Annotated in this window: 17 protein-coding genes; 16 read left to right on the plus strand and 1 reads right to left on the minus strand. The window is 47.4% G+C overall.

Annotated elements, in window-relative coordinates; translation table 11 throughout:
- Positions 1 to 201: 201 nt before the first annotated feature.
- The 13 genes from xseA to EI981_RS09955 all read left to right on the plus strand — a co-directional run bounded on the left by xseA (position 202) and on the right by EI981_RS09955 (position 12,526).
- Positions 202 to 1,569 (plus strand): exodeoxyribonuclease VII large subunit, encoded by a 1,368-nt coding sequence (gene xseA / locus EI981_RS09895; protein WP_126997681.1) that lies wholly within the window; start codon positions 202 to 204, stop codon positions 1,567 to 1,569.
- Entirely contained in the window at positions 1,559 to 1,813 is a 255-nt protein-coding gene (xseB, locus tag EI981_RS09900) for an exodeoxyribonuclease VII small subunit (RefSeq protein ID WP_126997683.1), read from the plus strand. The genes xseA and xseB overlap by 11 nt, the downstream gene beginning before the upstream one ends.
- Positions 1,806 to 2,708 (plus strand): polyprenyl synthetase family protein, encoded by a 903-nt coding sequence (locus tag EI981_RS09905; protein WP_418789048.1) that lies wholly within the window; start codon positions 1,806 to 1,808, stop codon positions 2,706 to 2,708. The genes xseB and EI981_RS09905 overlap by 8 nt, the downstream gene beginning before the upstream one ends.
- Before the next feature lie 92 nt (positions 2,709 to 2,800).
- Complete coding sequence (gene dxs, locus EI981_RS09910; protein WP_126997685.1) at positions 2,801 to 4,708, plus strand: 1-deoxy-D-xylulose-5-phosphate synthase; 1,908 nt, start codon at positions 2,801 to 2,803, stop codon at positions 4,706 to 4,708.
- A 63-nt stretch (positions 4,709 to 4,771) separates the two neighbouring features.
- Positions 4,772 to 5,614: a TlyA family RNA methyltransferase gene (locus tag EI981_RS09915; protein WP_126997687.1), complete on the plus strand. Its 843-nt coding sequence runs from the start codon at positions 4,772 to 4,774 to the stop codon at positions 5,612 to 5,614.
- 170 nt (positions 5,615 to 5,784) lie between these two features.
- Positions 5,785 to 6,243 (plus strand): hypothetical protein, encoded by a 459-nt coding sequence (locus EI981_RS09920; protein WP_227011782.1) that lies wholly within the window; start codon positions 5,785 to 5,787, stop codon positions 6,241 to 6,243.
- A gap of 14 nt (positions 6,244 to 6,257) precedes the next feature.
- Positions 6,258 to 6,707: a transcriptional regulator AhrC/ArgR gene (ahrC, locus tag EI981_RS09925; RefSeq protein WP_068781838.1), complete on the plus strand. Its 450-nt coding sequence runs from the start codon at positions 6,258 to 6,260 to the stop codon at positions 6,705 to 6,707.
- A gap of 40 nt (positions 6,708 to 6,747) precedes the next feature.
- The gene (gene recN, locus EI981_RS09930) at positions 6,748 to 8,472 is read left to right on the plus strand and encodes a DNA repair protein RecN (protein ID WP_126997691.1); all 1,725 of its coding nucleotides are present in this window, start codon (positions 6,748 to 6,750) and stop codon (positions 8,470 to 8,472) included.
- Positions 8,473 to 8,585: 113 nt separating this feature from the next.
- Positions 8,586 to 9,914 (plus strand): SpoIVB peptidase, encoded by a 1,329-nt coding sequence (spoIVB, locus tag EI981_RS09935; protein ID WP_126997693.1) that lies wholly within the window; start codon positions 8,586 to 8,588, stop codon positions 9,912 to 9,914.
- A 290-nt stretch (positions 9,915 to 10,204) separates the two neighbouring features.
- Positions 10,205 to 11,011, plus strand: a complete 807-nt coding sequence (spo0A, locus tag EI981_RS09940) for a sporulation transcription factor Spo0A (RefSeq protein WP_126997695.1) — start codon at positions 10,205 to 10,207, stop codon at positions 11,009 to 11,011.
- Between the two features lie 295 nt (positions 11,012 to 11,306).
- The gene (locus EI981_RS09945) at positions 11,307 to 11,597 is read left to right on the plus strand and encodes a MazG nucleotide pyrophosphohydrolase domain-containing protein (protein WP_126997697.1); all 291 of its coding nucleotides are present in this window, start codon (positions 11,307 to 11,309) and stop codon (positions 11,595 to 11,597) included.
- 160 nt (positions 11,598 to 11,757) lie between these two features.
- A complete protein-coding gene (locus EI981_RS09950; RefSeq protein ID WP_126997699.1) occupies positions 11,758 to 12,171 on the plus strand; it encodes a hypothetical protein in 414 nt (137 codons plus the stop codon).
- Positions 12,172 to 12,301: 130 nt separating this feature from the next.
- Positions 12,302 to 12,526: a hypothetical protein gene (locus EI981_RS09955; RefSeq protein WP_126997701.1), complete on the plus strand. Its 225-nt coding sequence runs from the start codon at positions 12,302 to 12,304 to the stop codon at positions 12,524 to 12,526.
- Positions 12,527 to 12,631: 105 nt separating this feature from the next.
- On the opposite strand, the gene EI981_RS09960 is transcribed toward EI981_RS09955, so the two are convergent.
- Positions 12,632 to 12,907 carry a DUF2627 domain-containing protein gene (locus tag EI981_RS09960; protein WP_126997703.1) on the minus strand — a complete coding sequence of 92 codons (276 nt, stop codon included), beginning with the start codon at positions 12,905 to 12,907 and terminating at the stop codon, positions 12,632 to 12,634.
- A 174-nt stretch (positions 12,908 to 13,081) separates the two neighbouring features.
- On the opposite strand from EI981_RS09960, the gene lpdA reads away from it, so the two are divergent.
- The 3 genes from lpdA (at position 13,082) to EI981_RS09975 (ending at position 16,891) form a co-directional block, all read left to right on the plus strand.
- A complete protein-coding gene (lpdA, locus tag EI981_RS09965) occupies positions 13,082 to 14,500 on the plus strand; it encodes a dihydrolipoyl dehydrogenase (protein ID WP_126997705.1) in 1,419 nt (472 codons plus the stop codon).
- Positions 14,501 to 14,877: 377 nt separating this feature from the next.
- On the plus strand, positions 14,878 to 15,903 hold the full coding sequence (locus EI981_RS09970) for a thiamine pyrophosphate-dependent dehydrogenase E1 component subunit alpha (RefSeq protein ID WP_126997707.1): 1,026 nt from the start codon (positions 14,878 to 14,880) through the stop codon (positions 15,901 to 15,903).
- 1 nt (position 15,904) lies between these two features.
- The gene (locus EI981_RS09975) at positions 15,905 to 16,891 is read left to right on the plus strand and encodes an alpha-ketoacid dehydrogenase subunit beta (protein ID WP_126997709.1); all 987 of its coding nucleotides are present in this window, start codon (positions 15,905 to 15,907) and stop codon (positions 16,889 to 16,891) included.
- Positions 16,892 to 16,947: the final 56 nt, after the last annotated feature.

Raw genomic sequence — 16,947 nt, forward strand, 5'->3', positions numbered from 1 at the left:
GCGATACTTAAGTTTCGTTAAAATTTTGAGGAGTGTTTTTGGGCTCAAATAGTGATACCACGTTTCGTTAGGGTTCGCTTTAAGTGACTGGACAGTATCCAGGCGTATTTTCCAAGAATGATTCGATTGGATAAAGCTAGGGAATAAAAATAGTATCTTTTATATATTGGCTTATGGGATGGCTGGAAAGGGGGAGGCCCCATGGAGCAGCGTATTTTATCGATTAAGGAATTGAATCGTTATATTCGTATGAAGCTGGAATCGGACTCCTTGCTGCAGGACGTGTGGATTCGCGGGGAAATATCGAATTTCACCCATCATTCCAGCGGACATATGTATTTTACTCTGAAGGATAAAGACAGTCGGATTAAGACGATTATGTTCGCTTCCCATAATCAGCGTTTGCCGTTTATTCCGAAGGAGGGCGCGCGTGTGATCGCCCGCGGCAACGTCTCCGTCTATGAACGGGATGGGCAGTATCAGTTCTATGCGACACTTATGCAGCCTGATGGAATCGGCAGTCTGTATCTGGCTTTTGAACAGCTGAAAGGCAAGCTTGCGGCGGAAGGACTGTTCGCACCGGAACGCAAACGACCGATTCCGCGCTATCCGCGTGTAATCGGCGTCATTACCTCCCCGACGGGAGCAGCGGTGCGGGATATTATAACGACGCTGGCACGCCGTTATCCGCAGGCAACGGTTGTGTTGTACCCGGTGCTTGTGCAGGGCAAGGCGGCGGCGCCTTCCATTGTGAAAGCGATACGCACGCTGAACCAGATGGGAGAGGCCGACGTATTGATCGTCGGCAGGGGCGGCGGCTCGCTTGAGGAGCTGTGGGCGTTCAACGAAGAGCAGGTCGCGCGGGCGATCTATCAGTCAGAAATCCCGGTCATATCGGCCGTAGGCCATGAGACGGATTTCACGATCGCCGACTTCGTCTGCGACCTGCGAGCGGCTACGCCCACCGCGGCGGCAGAGCTCGCCGTGCCGCACCAGGCCGAGCTGAAGGCCCAGCTCGGCCAATGCGAGCGCGTGCTGCAGCGCAGCCTGCAGCACCAGCTGGCCCAGGCGCGCGAGAGCTTGCGCCGCCTGGCCAATTCGCCGGCGCTGCTGCAGCCGCGCCGCAGTCTGTTCCAGCACGCGGAGCGGCTGGACATGTTGACGACGCGCCTCAAGGGGCGCGCGTCGGCCCGCAGGGAGCTGGCGGTCAGCTCGCATGACCGCCTGAGCGCACGCCTCCTGCGGTATCACCCGCAGGAGACCCTGCTCTATACGAAGCGCAGGCAGAGCGAGATGGAGCGGCAGCTTACGCAGGCGATGACAGGAATGCTCAAGGAGAATTCGCAGCGACTGCATTCCAGCATACGTCAGCTGGATGCCCTTAGCCCACTTAAGGTAATGGCCCGGGGCTACAGCCTCGTGTATGATGAACAGCATAAATCGTTAATCAAATCATTGAATGATGTTGAACCAGGAGATATGGTCAAGGTCAAAGTTACGGATGGCGAGTTGGATTGTCAGGTTTGGGGCATGAGACGGGAAGGAGATGAGAACAATCATGGCAGATAAACAGGAGATGAGCTTCGAGGAAGCGATGAATCAATTAGAGACGATCGTGAATCAACTGGAGCATGGCGATGTTCCACTGGAGAAAGCGATCGATCTGTTCCAGCAAGGGATGCAGCTCTCGCAGCTGTGTGGACAGAAACTGGCACAGGTAGAGCGCAAGATCGAGATGATTGTGGAGGAGGACGGCGAGATTCGAAAGCAGCCGTTCATTCCACAGACAGAGGAGAGCGAGACGCTTGGGTAATACATTGATTGCACATTATATCGAAGAGATTTCCGGACTCGTCACTTCACGTCTACGCACTATCTTCCCTGCAGAGTGGGAGATTCCCGTTAACTTGCATGAATCGATGCAGTATTCCTTAATGGCGGGAGGCAAACGCCTTCGTCCGCTGCTTGTGATTGCTGCAGCGGAATCACTAGGTGGCAGCCGCGAGGCTGCTTTGCCTGTGGCCTGTGCTGTGGAAATGGTACATACCTATTCGCTTATCCATGACGACTTGCCGGCGATGGATGATGATGATTTTCGGCGCGGCAAGCCGACGAATCATAAAGTGTTCGGCGAGGCGATGGCGATTCTCGGTGGAGATGGGCTGCTGACCCATGCTTTCTACAGCGTTGTAGAAGCGCATCGTGAGCATGGAGTTCCGGCAGAAGCCGTGCTCTCCATCGTAGAGGAGCTGTCGCAATTCTCAGGTCCGGTCGGTATGGTTGGGGGACAAGCTGCGGATATGGAAGGTGAACAGGGGATAACCAGCCTGGAACAGCTTCAATATATTCATAAGCATAAAACTGGAGATTTGATCGTATTCTGTCTCAAGGCTGGCGGAAGAATCGCCGGAGCCTCGGCAGCACAGCTTGAAGCGCTCGAAACCTATGGGCGGAATATAGGGCTCGCTTTTCAAATTCAGGATGACATTCTTGATCTGGTTGGGGATGAGAGCAAGCTGGGCAAGAAGACTCAGAGCGATGTGAAGCAGCAGAAGGTAACCTATCCTTATTTTATCGGACTGGATGCATCAAGAGCTGAAATGGAGAAGCTTACTGCAGAAGCCAAGCAGATCGTGTCGACCGGCTTGATCGGCGAACCTGACAGATTACTACAGATTGCTGATTATTTGCTGCGAAGAGATCACTAATTTGCAGGATAATTACATGAATTCATAGTTCGTATGGTATAATGTAGACTATTATCAACAATGAAATCCAGTTTAGGAAGCGGGGAAAAATAATGCTGCTTTCGCAAATAAATGATCCGTGCGATCTGAAGAAATTATCTGTCGATCAGCTGCCGATTCTCGCCGAAGAAGTACGGCAATTTCTGATCGAGAAATTGTCGGTTACCGGCGGGCATTTGGCGCCCAATTTGGGTGTAGTTGAGTTGACGATTGCTCTTCATTATTGCTATAACAGTCCTCAGGATAAATTTTTATTTGACGTTGGCCATCAGGCGTATGTGCATAAAATATTAACTGGCCGAATGGATCGATTCGATAGCTTGCGCCAGTACAAAGGTTTATGTGGCTTCGTGAAGCGTAACGAGAGCGAGCATGACGTATGGGAAGCAGGGCATAGCAGTACTTCACTATCTGCTGCTATGGGCATGGCGTTGGCCAGGGATCTCAAAGGCGAGGACAATAAAGTCGTAGCCATTATCGGTGACGGTGCTTTGACCGGTGGAATGGCCTTTGAAGCCTTGAACCATATCGGTCATGAGAAGAAAGACATGATGGTTATTTTAAATGATAACGAGATGTCGATCGCTCCGAATGTCGGTGCGGTTCATAATTATTTGACGAAAATTCGTTCTGATCGCAATTACTTGCGAGCTAAGGATGAAGTTGAACAGCTGCTTAAGAAGATTCCTGCTATTGGCGGCAAGTTAGCTAAGACAGTGGAGAGACTTAAGGACAGTCTAAAATATTTGGTTGTATCTGGTGTTCTTTTCGAGGAGCTCGGATTTAAATACTTAGGACCGGTAGACGGTCATGATGTCGAAGGTTTAATCGAGGCATTTACTCAGGCTAACAATGTGAAAGGTCCCGTGCTTGTGCATGTCTTAACGACAAAGGGCAAAGGCTATACTCCTGCAGAGGAGGATTCTTATAAATGGCACGGGGTTAGTCAGCCATACAAGATCGAATCCGGTCAAGTACTAAAGGCGGTAGGAAATCCAACCTATACCGATGTGTTCGGTCAAACCTTGATTGAACTGGGTGAGCAGGATAAACGTATTGTAGCCGTCACTCCAGCGATGCCAGGCGGGTCAGGATTAGTTAAGTTTGCTGAGCGGTTCCCGGATCGGATGATCGATGTCGGCATCGCTGAGCAGCATGCGGCTACAATGTGTGCAGCTCTGGCTATGGAAGGCATGAAGCCGGTATATGCTGTCTATTCGACTTTTATGCAGCGTGCTTATGACCAAATTGTCCACGATATTTGCCGCCAGAACGCTAATGTAATGTTCGCGATCGACCGGGCAGGTTTTGTCGGTGCAGATGGTGAGACGCATCAAGGCGTATTCGATATTGCATTTATGCGACATATACCCAATATGGTATTGATGATGCCAAAGGATGAGAATGAACTGCGTCATATGATGAAGACGGCGCTTGAATATAATAATGGCCCAATCGCTTACCGTTATCCGCGAAGCAGTGTACCTGGTGTGCAGCTTGATGAAGTATTGACGCCGATTCCAATCGGCTCATGGGAGACGGTGCGCGAAGGAGATGGTCCGATCGTAATCGCCGTAGGCCCGATGATTCAGGTCGCGGAGGAGGCGGCGAACACATTGAAGCGTGACGGCATTTATTTGAATATCGTCAACGCGCGCTTTATTAAGCCGCTCGATGAGACTATGCTGCTGCAATTGGCGAAGTACAATAGACAGATGATCGTGATGGAGGAAGCCTGCGATGCAGGAAGTCTGGGCGGCGCTGTACTGGAGTTCTACGCTAAGCAGGGAATCGCCGGATTGGATATTAGCCTCATGGGCATTCCTGACCGCTTCATCGAGCATGGCAGTGTGAAAGATCAGCTTCAAGAGGTTGATCTGACGGCTGATAAGCTGGTCGAGAAGGTTCGTAGCTATAGAGCCGGACAGAAATTTGCTTTTACCCATAAAGCGAATCAATAGCTGACAGAGCTTTTTCGATTTATAAACTTCGCGTGAGATGATTTTATCAGTCAGGAGAATTACATGTCAGTATCCAAAGAAAGATTAGATGTCCTGCTTGTGGAGCAGGGGTATTTTGACAGTAGGGAAAAAGCAAAAGCGGCCATTATGGCCGGGTTAGTATATAGCGGAACAGAGCGGCTAGAGAAGGCGGGAACGAAGATTCCACGAGATACTGCGTTATCTGTAAAGGGAGCAGTTCACCCTTACGTTGGTCGTGGTGGGTTGAAGCTGGAGAAGGCGCTGAAATGGTTCCAGATTGATATGAGCGAGCGAGTCATGCTCGATATCGGGTCTTCGACAGGCGGGTTTACGGACTGCGCATTACAGCACGGAGCCAGCTATGTCTATGCCATCGATGTCGGCTACAATCAGCTCGATTGGTCGCTGCGTAATGATGAGAGGGTGAATGTGAAGGAGCGTACCAACTTCAGGTATATGACACCTGAGGATTTGGATGGTCCAAGCCCGAACTTTGCCAGCATCGATGTCTCTTTTATTTCGCTCAAAATGATTCTTCCGCCGCTTCTTGAACTGCTGCAGCGTCCTGCTGATGTCGTCGCACTGATTAAGCCACAGTTCGAAGCTGGTCGTGAGAAGGTGGGCAAGTCCGGTGTCGTTCGAGACCCGAAGGTCCATATCGAGGTGTTGGAGCAGGTAATTGAAGAGGCCCTAGGCCTTGGATATGTGCTTGAGGGGCTGACTTACTCGCCGATCACTGGCGGGGAGGGGAATGTTGAATTTTTGGCGCATCTGTGCCTGACCGAAGATTCAGCCCAAGAGGCTGATCCTGAAGCGATCTCCAAGCTTGCCCGTCAGGTTGTAGAGGAAGCTGGAGCAGTGTTCAGTGTGAACCCGTCGAAATGACGGGTTTTAATTTTTTGGTGGATTAGCAAATGATAATATTGAAAATAGAACAGATGTTCCCTATAATAGGAGGTGAATAAAATGTTGCCTTCATGACAGGAGCTGGCCTTCATTCGTCGAATTAATCTCTGAGGTGATTTCGGATGGGAGATTACTCTGACGGTTTATTGATGCTACTGATTACGGGAATTATTCTGTTCTTGATTTACCGGACTTTTCGTTCCTGGGTACGTAAGCCCTTTACACTAAGATCCGGCATCGGATTTGAGATGAACGAAGAGATTCTGGAGCATCCGGCGGTTAATATGCTGGAACAGGCAGGCTATGAGGTCCTCAGCGACAAGCTGAAGATCCCATTATCCTTCAAGGTGGATGGTCAAGTTTTTCACAGCCGTCTGTTTATCGACTATATTGTCGTCAAGAATAGGGAATTCTATATCGTTAGAACATCCCGGGAGCGCTTGCCCATCGAGTGGACAGGCAGCGGTATGCGTAAGGATTTTCTAAGCTTTCTGCTGCTGTACCCGGATTGTGCCGGCGTATTGTATATTGATCTAGAGCAGGAGACCATCCGGGAGATCGTCTTAACAGCAGGAGAATCCGAAGAGGATGAAATAGCCAATGAATGAATATGGAGGATGTTATGAAAGGTCAACGACATATTAAAATAAGAGAAATTATTTCCAATCGGGAAGTTGAAACACAGGATGAGTTGGTCGAAGCGCTTAGGGAATCCGGCTTTCAGGTTACCCAGGCAACAGTATCCCGTGATATCAAAGAATTGATGCTGATCAAGGTTCCTACGGATGATGGACGGTATAAATATTCGTTGCCGACCGCCCAGCGTTATAATCCGATCCAGAAGCTTCAGCGTGCGCTGGTCGATAGCTTTGTAAGCATTGATCATACAGGCAATCTGGTGGTCATCAAATGCTTGCCGGGTACGGCTAATTCTGTTGCTGTTCTGCTCGATAATATGGAATGGCCCGATCTTCTTGGAACGATCTGCGGAGACGATACAATTCTGATGATCTGCCGAGATGAAGCTTACAGCCATTTTGTCATCGACCAAATTATGGGTTTCATTTCCTGATTCGTGATATTGCCTTAATTGGGAAAGGGGTTGTCGTGCATTGTTAGTCCATTTATCGATCCGGAACTTGGCGGTTGTGGAGGCAGTAGACGTCAAGTTTCATTACGGATTTCATGTTCTTACCGGTGAGACGGGTGCGGGTAAATCGATTATTATCGATGCCCTTGGTCTTATAGCTGGAGGTCGCGGCTCTGCGGATTTGATTCGCTATGGCTGTGAGCGGGCGGAGATGGAGGCTTCCTTTGATCTGCCGCTAGCGCATTCGGTATGGACCACACTTGCGGATTTCGGCATTAGTGCAAGTTCCGAGGAGCTGTTGATCATTCGTCGTGAGATCAGCTCTCAGGGCAAGAGTACTGCACGTATTAATGGTCAACTTGTCAATTTGTCCATGCTGCGCGAAGTCGGTGAGCAATTAATCAATTTACATGGACAGCATGAGCATGGAACATTGCTTCGGCCTGAGCTACATCTCGGATTGTTGGACGCTTACGGTGCTGAGACAATCCGTCCCGTTAAGGCGAAATACCAGGATACATATTCTGCCTACGCTAAGGTGGATAAGGAATATAATGATCTTCGCAATACCAGTCAGCAAGCGCTCCAGATGCTCGATTTGTACCGTTTTCAAATTGAAGAGATCGCTGCTGCTGAATTAAAAGCTGGTGAAGATGAATTATTACTGGAGGAAAAGAACAAGCTATCCCATAGTGAGAAAATGATGGACTCCGTATCTCTGGCTTATGATCTGCTCTATGGATCACAAGGATTGGAAGCTGTTGCGAAGGCGCTAGCAAAACTGAATGACGTTGCTGGCTTCGATCAACGCGGAATCGGCCCTATGCTGGAGCAGTTGCAAAGTGCTTACTATCAGCTTGAAGATGCGTCCTATAGTCTGCGTAATTACAGGGATAATATTGAATTTAATCCGGAGCGTCTGGAGGAAGTGGAAGATCGGCTTGATCTGCTGTCTTCCCTAAAGCGCAAGTACGGTGACAATGCTGAGGATATTCTGGCTTATTATAATAAAATTCTCCGAGAAACTGAGACGTTGGAGAATAAGGACGAATTGCTCGATAAGCTCGAGGCCAAGCGTGAAGAGCTACTGGAGCAGTTGCTTGAAGAGGCCGAGCAGCTGAGTAGCGTACGCCGCCAAAAGGCGGAAGAGCTTGCTGCTCAGATCGAAATTGAGCTTAAGGAATTGCAGATGGAGCGGACTTCATTTAAGGTGAAGCTGGATTGGAACGAGGATCCTCATGGCGTGGATTGGATGGGCAGGAAGATCCGTCCTGGTCGTCATGGTATCGATGTTGCCGAGTTTCTCATATCGCCGAACCCAGGCGAACCGTTGCGGCCTTTGAGTAAGATCGCTTCCGGTGGGGAATTATCACGGATTATGCTTGCAATGAAGAGCATCTTCGCTCGTCATGACAATGTTCCGGTACTTATATTTGATGAAGTGGATACAGGGGTTAGCGGACGAGCCGCTCAATCAATCGCCGAGAAGCTGTTCCGTTTATCGAGAACATGCCAGGTCTTCTCCATTACCCACTTGCCACAGGTGGCGTGTATGGCAGATCAGCAATATTTAATCGAGAAGATCGTAACAGATGGGCGGACTATGACTCAGATTGAGGAGCTCAGCGAAGAAGGGCGTGTGAATGAATTGGCACGTATGCTTGGGGGCGTCGAGATTACTGAGAAGACGCAGCATCATGCTCAGGAAATGCTGAAGCTGGCTGCGGCTCAAAAGGATTCAATTTGAGGCCGGAACAATGATTGACAGTAATAAAAGACCTGCCCCAGGGTATCTTATAGGTACGCAATTGGCGACCACCTTTTCGTCAAGCGAAGAAGCTAAAGGGAGTGTGACAGCCATTGAACCCGAACCTAACCAAGAGATTACTCGGCCTTTTATTTGCTTTTTTCTTATGTTTTCTCGGTTCAACCGCGGTGAATGGACAATCCTTCAGTTTGCCAGATGAGCTGCGGTTGTTCCAGGGGCAGGGCACACAGCTACACTTAGCTTTGCCCGTACAGGCATCTGTTAGTGTTGATCGACCCGATGTACTTACGTTGAATGGGAAGGCAGTTCCAACCATGACAGTCTCCCTAGGCGAACCGCTCAAGCTGGATACTGTGGGTAGTGGTGAAGCGAATATCCGCATGAAATTATTCGGACAAATTCCTCTCAAGACCGTGAAAGTCAATGTTATTCCTGACTTAAAGGTCATCCCCGGAGGGCAGACGATCGGAGTCAAAGTAAAATCCGCAGGCATCCTCGTTGTAGGTCATCATCAGGTGGCGACCAACAATGACAAGTTATCCCCTGGAGAAGTGGCTGGACTGAAGACAGGAGATTTAATCACCCATTTGAATGGCGTCGAATTAAAGGATGTCAAAGATGTTGCTATTATTGCAGATCAAGCGGGCAAGAAAAACCAACCGATCAAAGTTACTTACAAGCGTGGCGGAAGAACTTATACGACATTGCTTACTCCCGCTTTTGACAATCAGGATCGTTCCTGGAGAATTGGTCTATATATCCGCGATTCAGCTGCAGGTGTTGGAACATTAACCTTCTATGCGCCTAAACAAGGGGTATATGGAGCTTTGGGACATGTCATTACGGATATGAACACCCAGACACCGATCGTCGTAGGCAGTGGGCAAATTTTGCAATCGAGCGTAACATCGATTTCCAAGAGCGAGAGTGGGGAGCCAGGCGAGAAGAGAGCTCATTTTATCAAAGAAGGAAGAACTCTCGGAACAATCGAACGGAATACTCCATTCGGCATATTCGGTAAAATGGCCGAGAATCCTGAACATAGTGTCTATAAAGACGGAATCCCTGTAGCCTTTGCTGAAGAGGTAAAAGAAGGACCAGCAGAAATTTTAACCGTTGTGGAAGGCCAAAAGGTGGAGAGATTTAAAGTCGAAATCATTCATGTATCCCGGCAGAATGCTCCGGAGACCAAGGGATTGGTTCTGCGTATTACGGATTCGCGCCTGATTGAGAAGACCGGAGGAATTGTACAAGGAATGAGCGGCAGCCCCATTATCCAGAATAATAAGCTAATCGGTGCAGTGACTCATGTTTTTGTGAACGATCCTCGTTCGGGTTATGGCTGCTTTATCGAGTGGATGCTGCAGGATGCAGGAGTTCTTAAGCATAAACAGACTTACCAGGATCTTAAGGCTAGTTAAGCCTTAGGATCTTTTGTTTAGGGGGAAGTAGGTTGAATGTACCGGGATAATAAAGCTCTAGGATGGTGAATATTTTGTCGCTAGCGAGAGGTGTTTTGTGCTAAGCTTTGTCGAAATTAATAAAAATGTATCGCAATCTGTAAATAAATAATATATTATATCTTAAACGAATAAAAAATTAAAGAAAAAAATTTTTCGACAGAAGGAATTTACTTTCGCATGTCGAATCCTTAATCTGGAAGAGAAAGTAATTTAATAATTTATTCAAGTACTTAAGGAGGACGTCGTCAGTGCAGAAAATTGAAGTGTTGTTGGCGGATGATAATCGGGAATTTACGAATTTGCTCGCAGAGTATATCTCGGAGCAGGACGATATGATCGTCTCGGGAATTGCTTATAATGGCGAAGAAGTGCTGGAGATGATCGACAACGCTTCTAAAATTCCGGACGTGTTAATTCTGGATATTATTATGCCGCATCTGGATGGTCTGGGCGTATTGGAACGGTTACGCGAAATGAATTTGACTCCGCAGCCCAAAATTATTATGTTGACCGCTTTTGGTCAGGAGAACATTACGCAGCGTGCTGTACAGCTTGGAGCATCGTACTATATCCTTAAGCCCTTCGATATGGAGGTTCTCGTCAATCGGATTCGTCAATTGGTGGGCGTATCGACGGTAACAACGGGGACTACGCCATCCTCATCCTTCAGCAAATCGAATGTTGTTCCAATTGGCAAAGGCAAAAACTTGGACGCGAATATAACAACTATCATACATGAAATCGGGGTACCCGCGCATATTAAAGGTTATCAGTATCTGCGCGAGGCAATTACAATGGTCTACAATAACATTGAAATCTTGGGGGCAATTACGAAGACGCTGTATCCAGCTATCGCTGAGAAATTCAAGACGACGCCTTCTCGTGTTGAACGTGCCATTCGTCATGCGATCGAAGTCGCTTGGACGCGCGGCAACCTTGACTCGATTAGCCACTTATTTGGCTATACCGTCAACATCAGCAAATCGAAACCAACTAACTCGGAGTTCATCGCGATGGTAGCAGATAAGCTGCGGATTGAGCATAAAGTTTCATGAAAGAGTAAAGAATAGGATTACTATAAAGAATTTTTTGATTATGGAAACAGAAATCAGTCGGTTCATTTTTTAATCAGATAAAGCTGTTTCATTAACTATTAAGCAGACACCTACAAATACCGCTTATTTATCAGTTCCTTCGGAAACCGATAAAGAGCGGTGTTTTTTTGTGACGAATTCGATTAAAGCAAATATGCGAATATTGATCTATCTTGCCAATCCAACCCTACCGTTCTATACTGTGTCATGTACTTATAAATCGCATTGTTTTTAATACAAAGGTAGGGATTTGGATATGAATACAGCGCAGTTTCAGCAGTATGTCAGAGAGTTTAGTAAGGAGAAAGGCTTTGAGACGAGCAGTATTGAACAGCGGATGCTCTATTTGATGACCGAAGTAGGGGAGCTGTCCAAAGAAGTGCTCGAGGTATCCTTCGATCCTGCAACAGAGAAGAAAGAGAACCTTGGCTTTGAGATGTATGATGTCGTCTGGAATATATTCGACTTGGCTAACAAGCTTGGGATCGATCTGGATCAAGCCTTCAAGAAGAAGATGGAGATTAACGAGAAGAGGACTTGGGAGTAGCTGCCACTAACCAGATGATCAATCGATATCTGTGTCCGAAATACATAACGTCAAGAGACCGGAAATGAAACTTGGCGTTTTTTTATTTTCATGAGATTCGGTGACTTGCTTAAGATCTGCATGTTATGATAAATGGAAATATTACACAGGGGAGATGCTGGTGGCATTTTATGTGAAGTATAGGGATCAGGAAACCAATAGCGAGAAGGAGATCCGATATATCGTCAGGTCGTCGGCTGAATTAGAGGCTGAAAGATTGCGGGAAGAGGGGCAATGGGACGTTATCGTAGTTGATGAGATGCGTAGGAATGTAAACAAGTATGAACCCCGCAATATATTTTCGATGATTTTGTTCGTGTTCGGTATTGTATTGATTATTTTGTCGCTAGTAATTGGGATGATTGTAGGCATTATGGACAGTCGTCTAAGTGAAGGCCTCAGCTTATGGAACGCGATCATTTATTGGATTTATGGAATGGCTGCGGGCTTTTTATTCATTGGTATCGCTGAGATTATTAAATGGCTACAGCGGATCCACGCCGCTATTCAGAAGCATGAGTGGAAGCGGGACTAGCACACTGGGGACTAGGCTGGAATTGTAACTGATCTTTCGGCGTTTTTTATCTCTTATGCTACAATAAATAAATCAGATCTCGTCGACAGCTTATGAATAGCTATATTTGATGTAATAGAGAGGACGAAGAATGTTGGAAGAGACGAAGGAGATTCAAGCGAAGCTTGAACATTATAGAGATATGTTGGGACATTTGGATGTGACGGACAGCAACAAACAGTGGATTGGAGAATTGATTGATCAGCTGCATCAGTTGGAAGAGGAGAATAAGAGATTAAAGAAGACGATTCTCCGCATCTCGGCCAAGCATAACCCAAGGATGTCCACCAAATTGAAGGATGCTCTATATGAGTGATCCATTCAATAGACAATAAAAAAACTCTTTCCCAGTACGTACATAACGGCAGGGAGAGAGTTTTTTGTTAAGCCTTTGATTACGAAGTAAGTCAAGAAAGTGTTACTAAGTGACGGCTTTTTTCTTATGGTTCTTACCGTAGCCGCGTTTGCGGTCGCGAAAATAAATCCAGCCAGCCAAGAAGCTGATGCCAGCGGCAAATAGCAACAGTCCGACAATAAATTTAAGCCAGTCGAAGGTAGGGGTAGCCAAGGCATCATTGCCATGCTGGGAATAATAAAGGAAAACAGCGTCCTTGATTTTCAAAAAGCCGATCATAGCTGCGATGCCGGGAATGACCAGAATAACAATCGCAATAAAACGGGAAATCATCAGCTTCATCGTTTATGTATCCCTTTCCTTTCGCGAACAGTAATGAATTGGAATTATTCTAATCATACCTTCTTCTTAGAATTCTGTCTATTTACATGCCTCATTTGTAATCATTCAAAAACGAGGTAAAATGTAGAATATAGCAAATGTAATTATTCGAAATAGAATGGTGGAGATATATTTATGGCGATAACATGTGACGTAGCTGTACTTGGTGGAGGGACGGGCGGATATATTGCCGCGATTCGTGCCGCACAACTGGGTAAAGAGGTTGTAATTATTGAGCAGGACAAGCTGGGGGGAACATGCCTTCACCGCGGTTGTATTCCTAGCAAGGCGCTGCTTCGCAGTGCGGAACTATATGCGCAAATGAAGGACAGCGCAAGCTACGGCATCGAGACGAGTGGCTTGTCACTGGTATTCCCTAAGGTGCAGGAGCGGAAGCAGGCGGTTGTAGATCAATTATATAAAGGTGTTCAATATTTGATGAAAAAAAATAAGATCACCGTCATCCAAGGGAAAGGCCGGGTGATCGGTCCTTCTATTTTCTCGCCAAAGAGCGGTGCTGTTGCGGTTGAGTTAAATGACGGGGAGATGGAGACGGTCGTTCCGACCAATCTGATTATTGCAACCGGATCGCGTCCGCGCAGCCTGCCAGGGCTTGTTCCTAATGGAGAGCATATTCTGAGCAGTGATGAGGCGCTCCTGTTGGAGGATTTGCCTGATTCCATGATTATCGTAGGTGGCGGCGTCATTGGTGTCGAGTGGGCTTCTTTGCTTCAAGATTTTGGTGTCAACGTTACTGTAGTTGAAGCGGCGGGGCAATTGCTACCAGCTGAAGACGAAGAAGTGGCCCGCGAGCTGCAGAAACATTTGCAAAAGCGGGGAATCAAAGTGCTGACGGGTGTGAAGGTACTGCCTGATACCTATGCTGTGATGGACAGACAAGTACATATCTCAGCCCAGCAAGGGGATCAGACGATTGAATTACAAGGTGACAAGCTGCTCATCTCGATTGGAAGACAAGCTAATGTAGAGAATACCGGTCTGGAAAATACGGATATTGCGTTGAGCAATGGATTTATCCGCGTCAATGAGCATATGCAGACAACGGAGCCACATATCTATGCGATCGGCGACTGCATCGGCGGTCTGCAATTGGCTCATGCAGCCAGTCATGAAGGTTTGGTTGCCGTGCATCACATCGCCGAAGAAGAGTTACATTATGATGAGAACCAAGTTCCGCGTTGTGTGTACAGTCGACCAGAAGTGGCATCTGTTGGTCTAAGCGAGAAGGAAGCTAGGGCTAAGGGACATGAGGTTAAGATTGGCAAAGCTCCATTCTCGGTGATCGGCAAAGCACTCGTACATGGTGACAAAGAGGGCTTTGTGAAAATCGTGACCGATGCGAAAAGCCAAGATATTCTGGGTGTTCAAATGATCGGGAATCATGTTACTGAGTTGATTAACCAGACTGCTATGGCGGCAGTGCTGAATGCCACACCTTGGGAATTGGGACAAGTGGCCTTTGCTCATCCGTCGCTTTCCGAAATTATCGGGGAAGCGGCACTGGTTGTAGACGGTCGGAATATTAACTTTTAAGAGGCTTCTTGAAAGTTACTTTCACCTTAACGAAACTTGGTATCGTTATTTGACCCAAAATGAGTTGTAAAATATTTTAACGAAACGAGGTATCGTTATCTAGGCCAATTTGGAGCTTAACGCCCGAATTTCTCCCAAATAACGATATGGTGTTTCGTTAGATTTAATATGCTGCTGTTTTTGAGAAAATAACGATCTGTAGTTTCGTTAGGCGAAAGACACGCAGCAAATTGCAGCTTTTTGAACATGTACTTTTAAATGTTTTCTTTTTACAGGGAAAAGGTTTATAATGAGGTTAACCCAAGTCTTAGTACCAGGTTTTAAGATTAGGCATAAGACTTTTTAAGATGCGGGAACCATATGAAGGAGGTAACTCCATGAACGCAAAAAGTTCAGTTCAAACGAAGCCAAGACATGAGCAGCTCGGATTATCAGAAACCGAAGTAGTAGACATGTATAAATATATGGTGCTCGCTCGTAAATTCGATGAGCGCTGCTTATTGCTCCAGCGGGCAGGTAAGATCAATTTTCACGTATCCGGCATCGGTCAGGAGAGTACTCAGATCGCTGCGGCATTTGCACTTGATCGTGAGCGCGACTATTTTCTCCCGTATTACAGGGATTACGGTTTCGTACTTTCCGTTGGAATGACTCTGAAGGAATTAATGCTGTCGGCCTTCGCCAAGGCGGATGACCCGAACAGCGGAGGTCGGCAAATGCCGGGCCATTTTGGCAGCAAGCGTCTGCGTATCGTGACTGGATCTAGCCCTGTAACGACACAGGTTCCGCATGCGGTTGGTGTAGCGTTATCAGTGAAAATGCAGAAGAAGGATATCGTCTCTTACGTAACTTTTGGCGAAGGATCCAGCAATCAGGGGGATTTCCACGAAGGGCTTAACTTCGCTGGCGTACAGAAGCTGCCAGTTATTTTTCTGTGTCAGAATAACCAGTATGCAATCTCGGTGCCGATCAAGAAGCAGCTCGGCGGCAAAGTGGTTGATCGTGCGTTGGGCTATGGGTTCCCGGGTATTCGTGTTGATGGCAATGATGCCCTTGAAGTATATCAGGCCGTGAAGGAAGCGCGCGAACGTGCAGTTCGTGGCGAGGGACCGACCTTGATTGAATCGATGATGTACAGACTCTCTCCACACTCGACTTCGGATAATGATCTAGCTTATCGTACCAAAGAGGAAATCGAGGAGAACTGGAAGAAGGACGGCATTCCAAGAATGAAGTCTTATTTAATGGAATGCGGCTTATGGAGCGAGGAACAGGAAGCAGCACTAGTGGAAGAAATCAAGCAAGAGCTTAAGATTGCAATTGAAGAAGCTGAGAGTGCTCCGTTCCCGAACCCGGAAGATACGCTGCTGCATGTATATGCGAACGATGGGGAGGGACAGTAATATGCCGGTAATGGAATATGTTGATGCGCTTCGCCTGGCCATGAAGGAAGAGATGGAGCGCGATGAACGAGTATTTGTGTTGGGAGAAGACGTTGGTGTCAAAGGCGGCGTGTTCACCACTACGAAGGGACTGCAGCAACAGTTCGGCGAAGAGCGTGTCATTGATACGCCGCTGGCTGAATCTGCGATCGCGGGTGTAGCAATAGGAGCGGCGATGTACGGTATGAGACCGATCGCCGAGATGCAATATTCCGACTTCATGCTGCCTGCTACGAACCAGATTATTAGTGAAGCTGCTAAGATACGGTATCGTTCCAACAATGACTGGGATTGTCCGCTCGTCGTACGCGCGCCAATTGGCGGCGGTATTTTTGGCGGTTTGTACCATTCCCAATGTCCGGAATCGATCTTCTTCGGTACGCCGGGACTGAAGATCGTAGCTCCTTATTCGGCGTATGATGCGAAGGGGCTGTTAAAGGCTGCCATTCGCGACCCTGATCCGGTGCTGTTCTTCGAGAATAAGAAGTGTTACAAGCTCATTAAAGGTGACGTTCCTGAAGAGGATTACACGGTTCCGCTCGGCAAAGCTAATCTGCTGAGAGAGGGCGAGGATATTACAGTAATCAGCTACAGTTTGCCGCTTCATTTCGCTATGCAGGCTGCGGAGGAATTGGAGGCTGAGCAAGGTATCACATCGCATATTTTAGATCTGCGTACCCTTCAGCCGCTGGATCGCGAAGCGATTATCGCTGCGGTTAAGAAGACTGGTAAAGTGCTGATCGTTCACGAGGACAACAAGACCGGTGGGATTGGGGCTGAAGTATCAGCGATTATTGCTGAGGAATGCTTGTATGATCTCGATGCTCCGATTCAGCGGTTGTGCGGGCCAGACGTACCAGCGATGCCGATTAGTCCGCCAATGGAGAAGTTCTTCATGTTGAACAAAGACAAGGTAAAAGAAGCCATGCTTCAATTAGCGCTATATTAAATATGCTGTTCAAAAAGGCCGGCTTTCAGCACCAAGAAGGTTGGATGAAGCTAGGG

The sequence above is a fragment of the Paenibacillus lutimineralis genome, from assembly GCF_003991425.1.
GTDB classification, from domain to species: domain Bacteria; phylum Bacillota; class Bacilli; order Paenibacillales; family Paenibacillaceae; genus Fontibacillus; species Fontibacillus lutimineralis.

What these genes read in the sequence shown, in the direction of transcription:
- xseA (WP_126997681.1), top strand. Translation starts at nt 202, where the DNA reads ATGGAGCAGCGTATTTTATCGATTAAGGAATTGAATCGTTATATTCGT.
- xseB (WP_126997683.1), top strand. Translation starts at nt 1,559, where the DNA reads ATGGCAGATAAACAGGAGATGAGCTTCGAGGAAGCGATGAATCAATTA.
- dxs (WP_126997685.1), top strand. Translation starts at nt 2,801, where the DNA reads ATGCTGCTTTCGCAAATAAATGATCCGTGCGATCTGAAGAAATTATCT.
- EI981_RS09915 (WP_126997687.1), top strand. Translation starts at nt 4,772, where the DNA reads ATGTCAGTATCCAAAGAAAGATTAGATGTCCTGCTTGTGGAGCAGGGG.
- EI981_RS09920 (WP_227011782.1), top strand. Translation starts at nt 5,785, where the DNA reads ATGCTACTGATTACGGGAATTATTCTGTTCTTGATTTACCGGACTTTT.
- ahrC (WP_068781838.1), top strand. Translation starts at nt 6,258, where the DNA reads ATGAAAGGTCAACGACATATTAAAATAAGAGAAATTATTTCCAATCGG.
- EI981_RS09945 (WP_126997697.1), top strand. Translation starts at nt 11,307, where the DNA reads ATGAATACAGCGCAGTTTCAGCAGTATGTCAGAGAGTTTAGTAAGGAG.
- EI981_RS09955 (WP_126997701.1), top strand. Translation starts at nt 12,302, where the DNA reads ATGTTGGAAGAGACGAAGGAGATTCAAGCGAAGCTTGAACATTATAGA.
- EI981_RS09960 (WP_126997703.1), bottom strand. Translation starts at nt 12,907, where the DNA reads ATGAAGCTGATGATTTCCCGTTTTATTGCGATTGTTATTCTGGTCATT.
- lpdA (WP_126997705.1), top strand. Translation starts at nt 13,082, where the DNA reads ATGGCGATAACATGTGACGTAGCTGTACTTGGTGGAGGGACGGGCGGA.
- EI981_RS09970 (WP_126997707.1), top strand. Translation starts at nt 14,878, where the DNA reads ATGAACGCAAAAAGTTCAGTTCAAACGAAGCCAAGACATGAGCAGCTC.
- EI981_RS09975 (WP_126997709.1), top strand. Translation starts at nt 15,905, where the DNA reads ATGCCGGTAATGGAATATGTTGATGCGCTTCGCCTGGCCATGAAGGAA.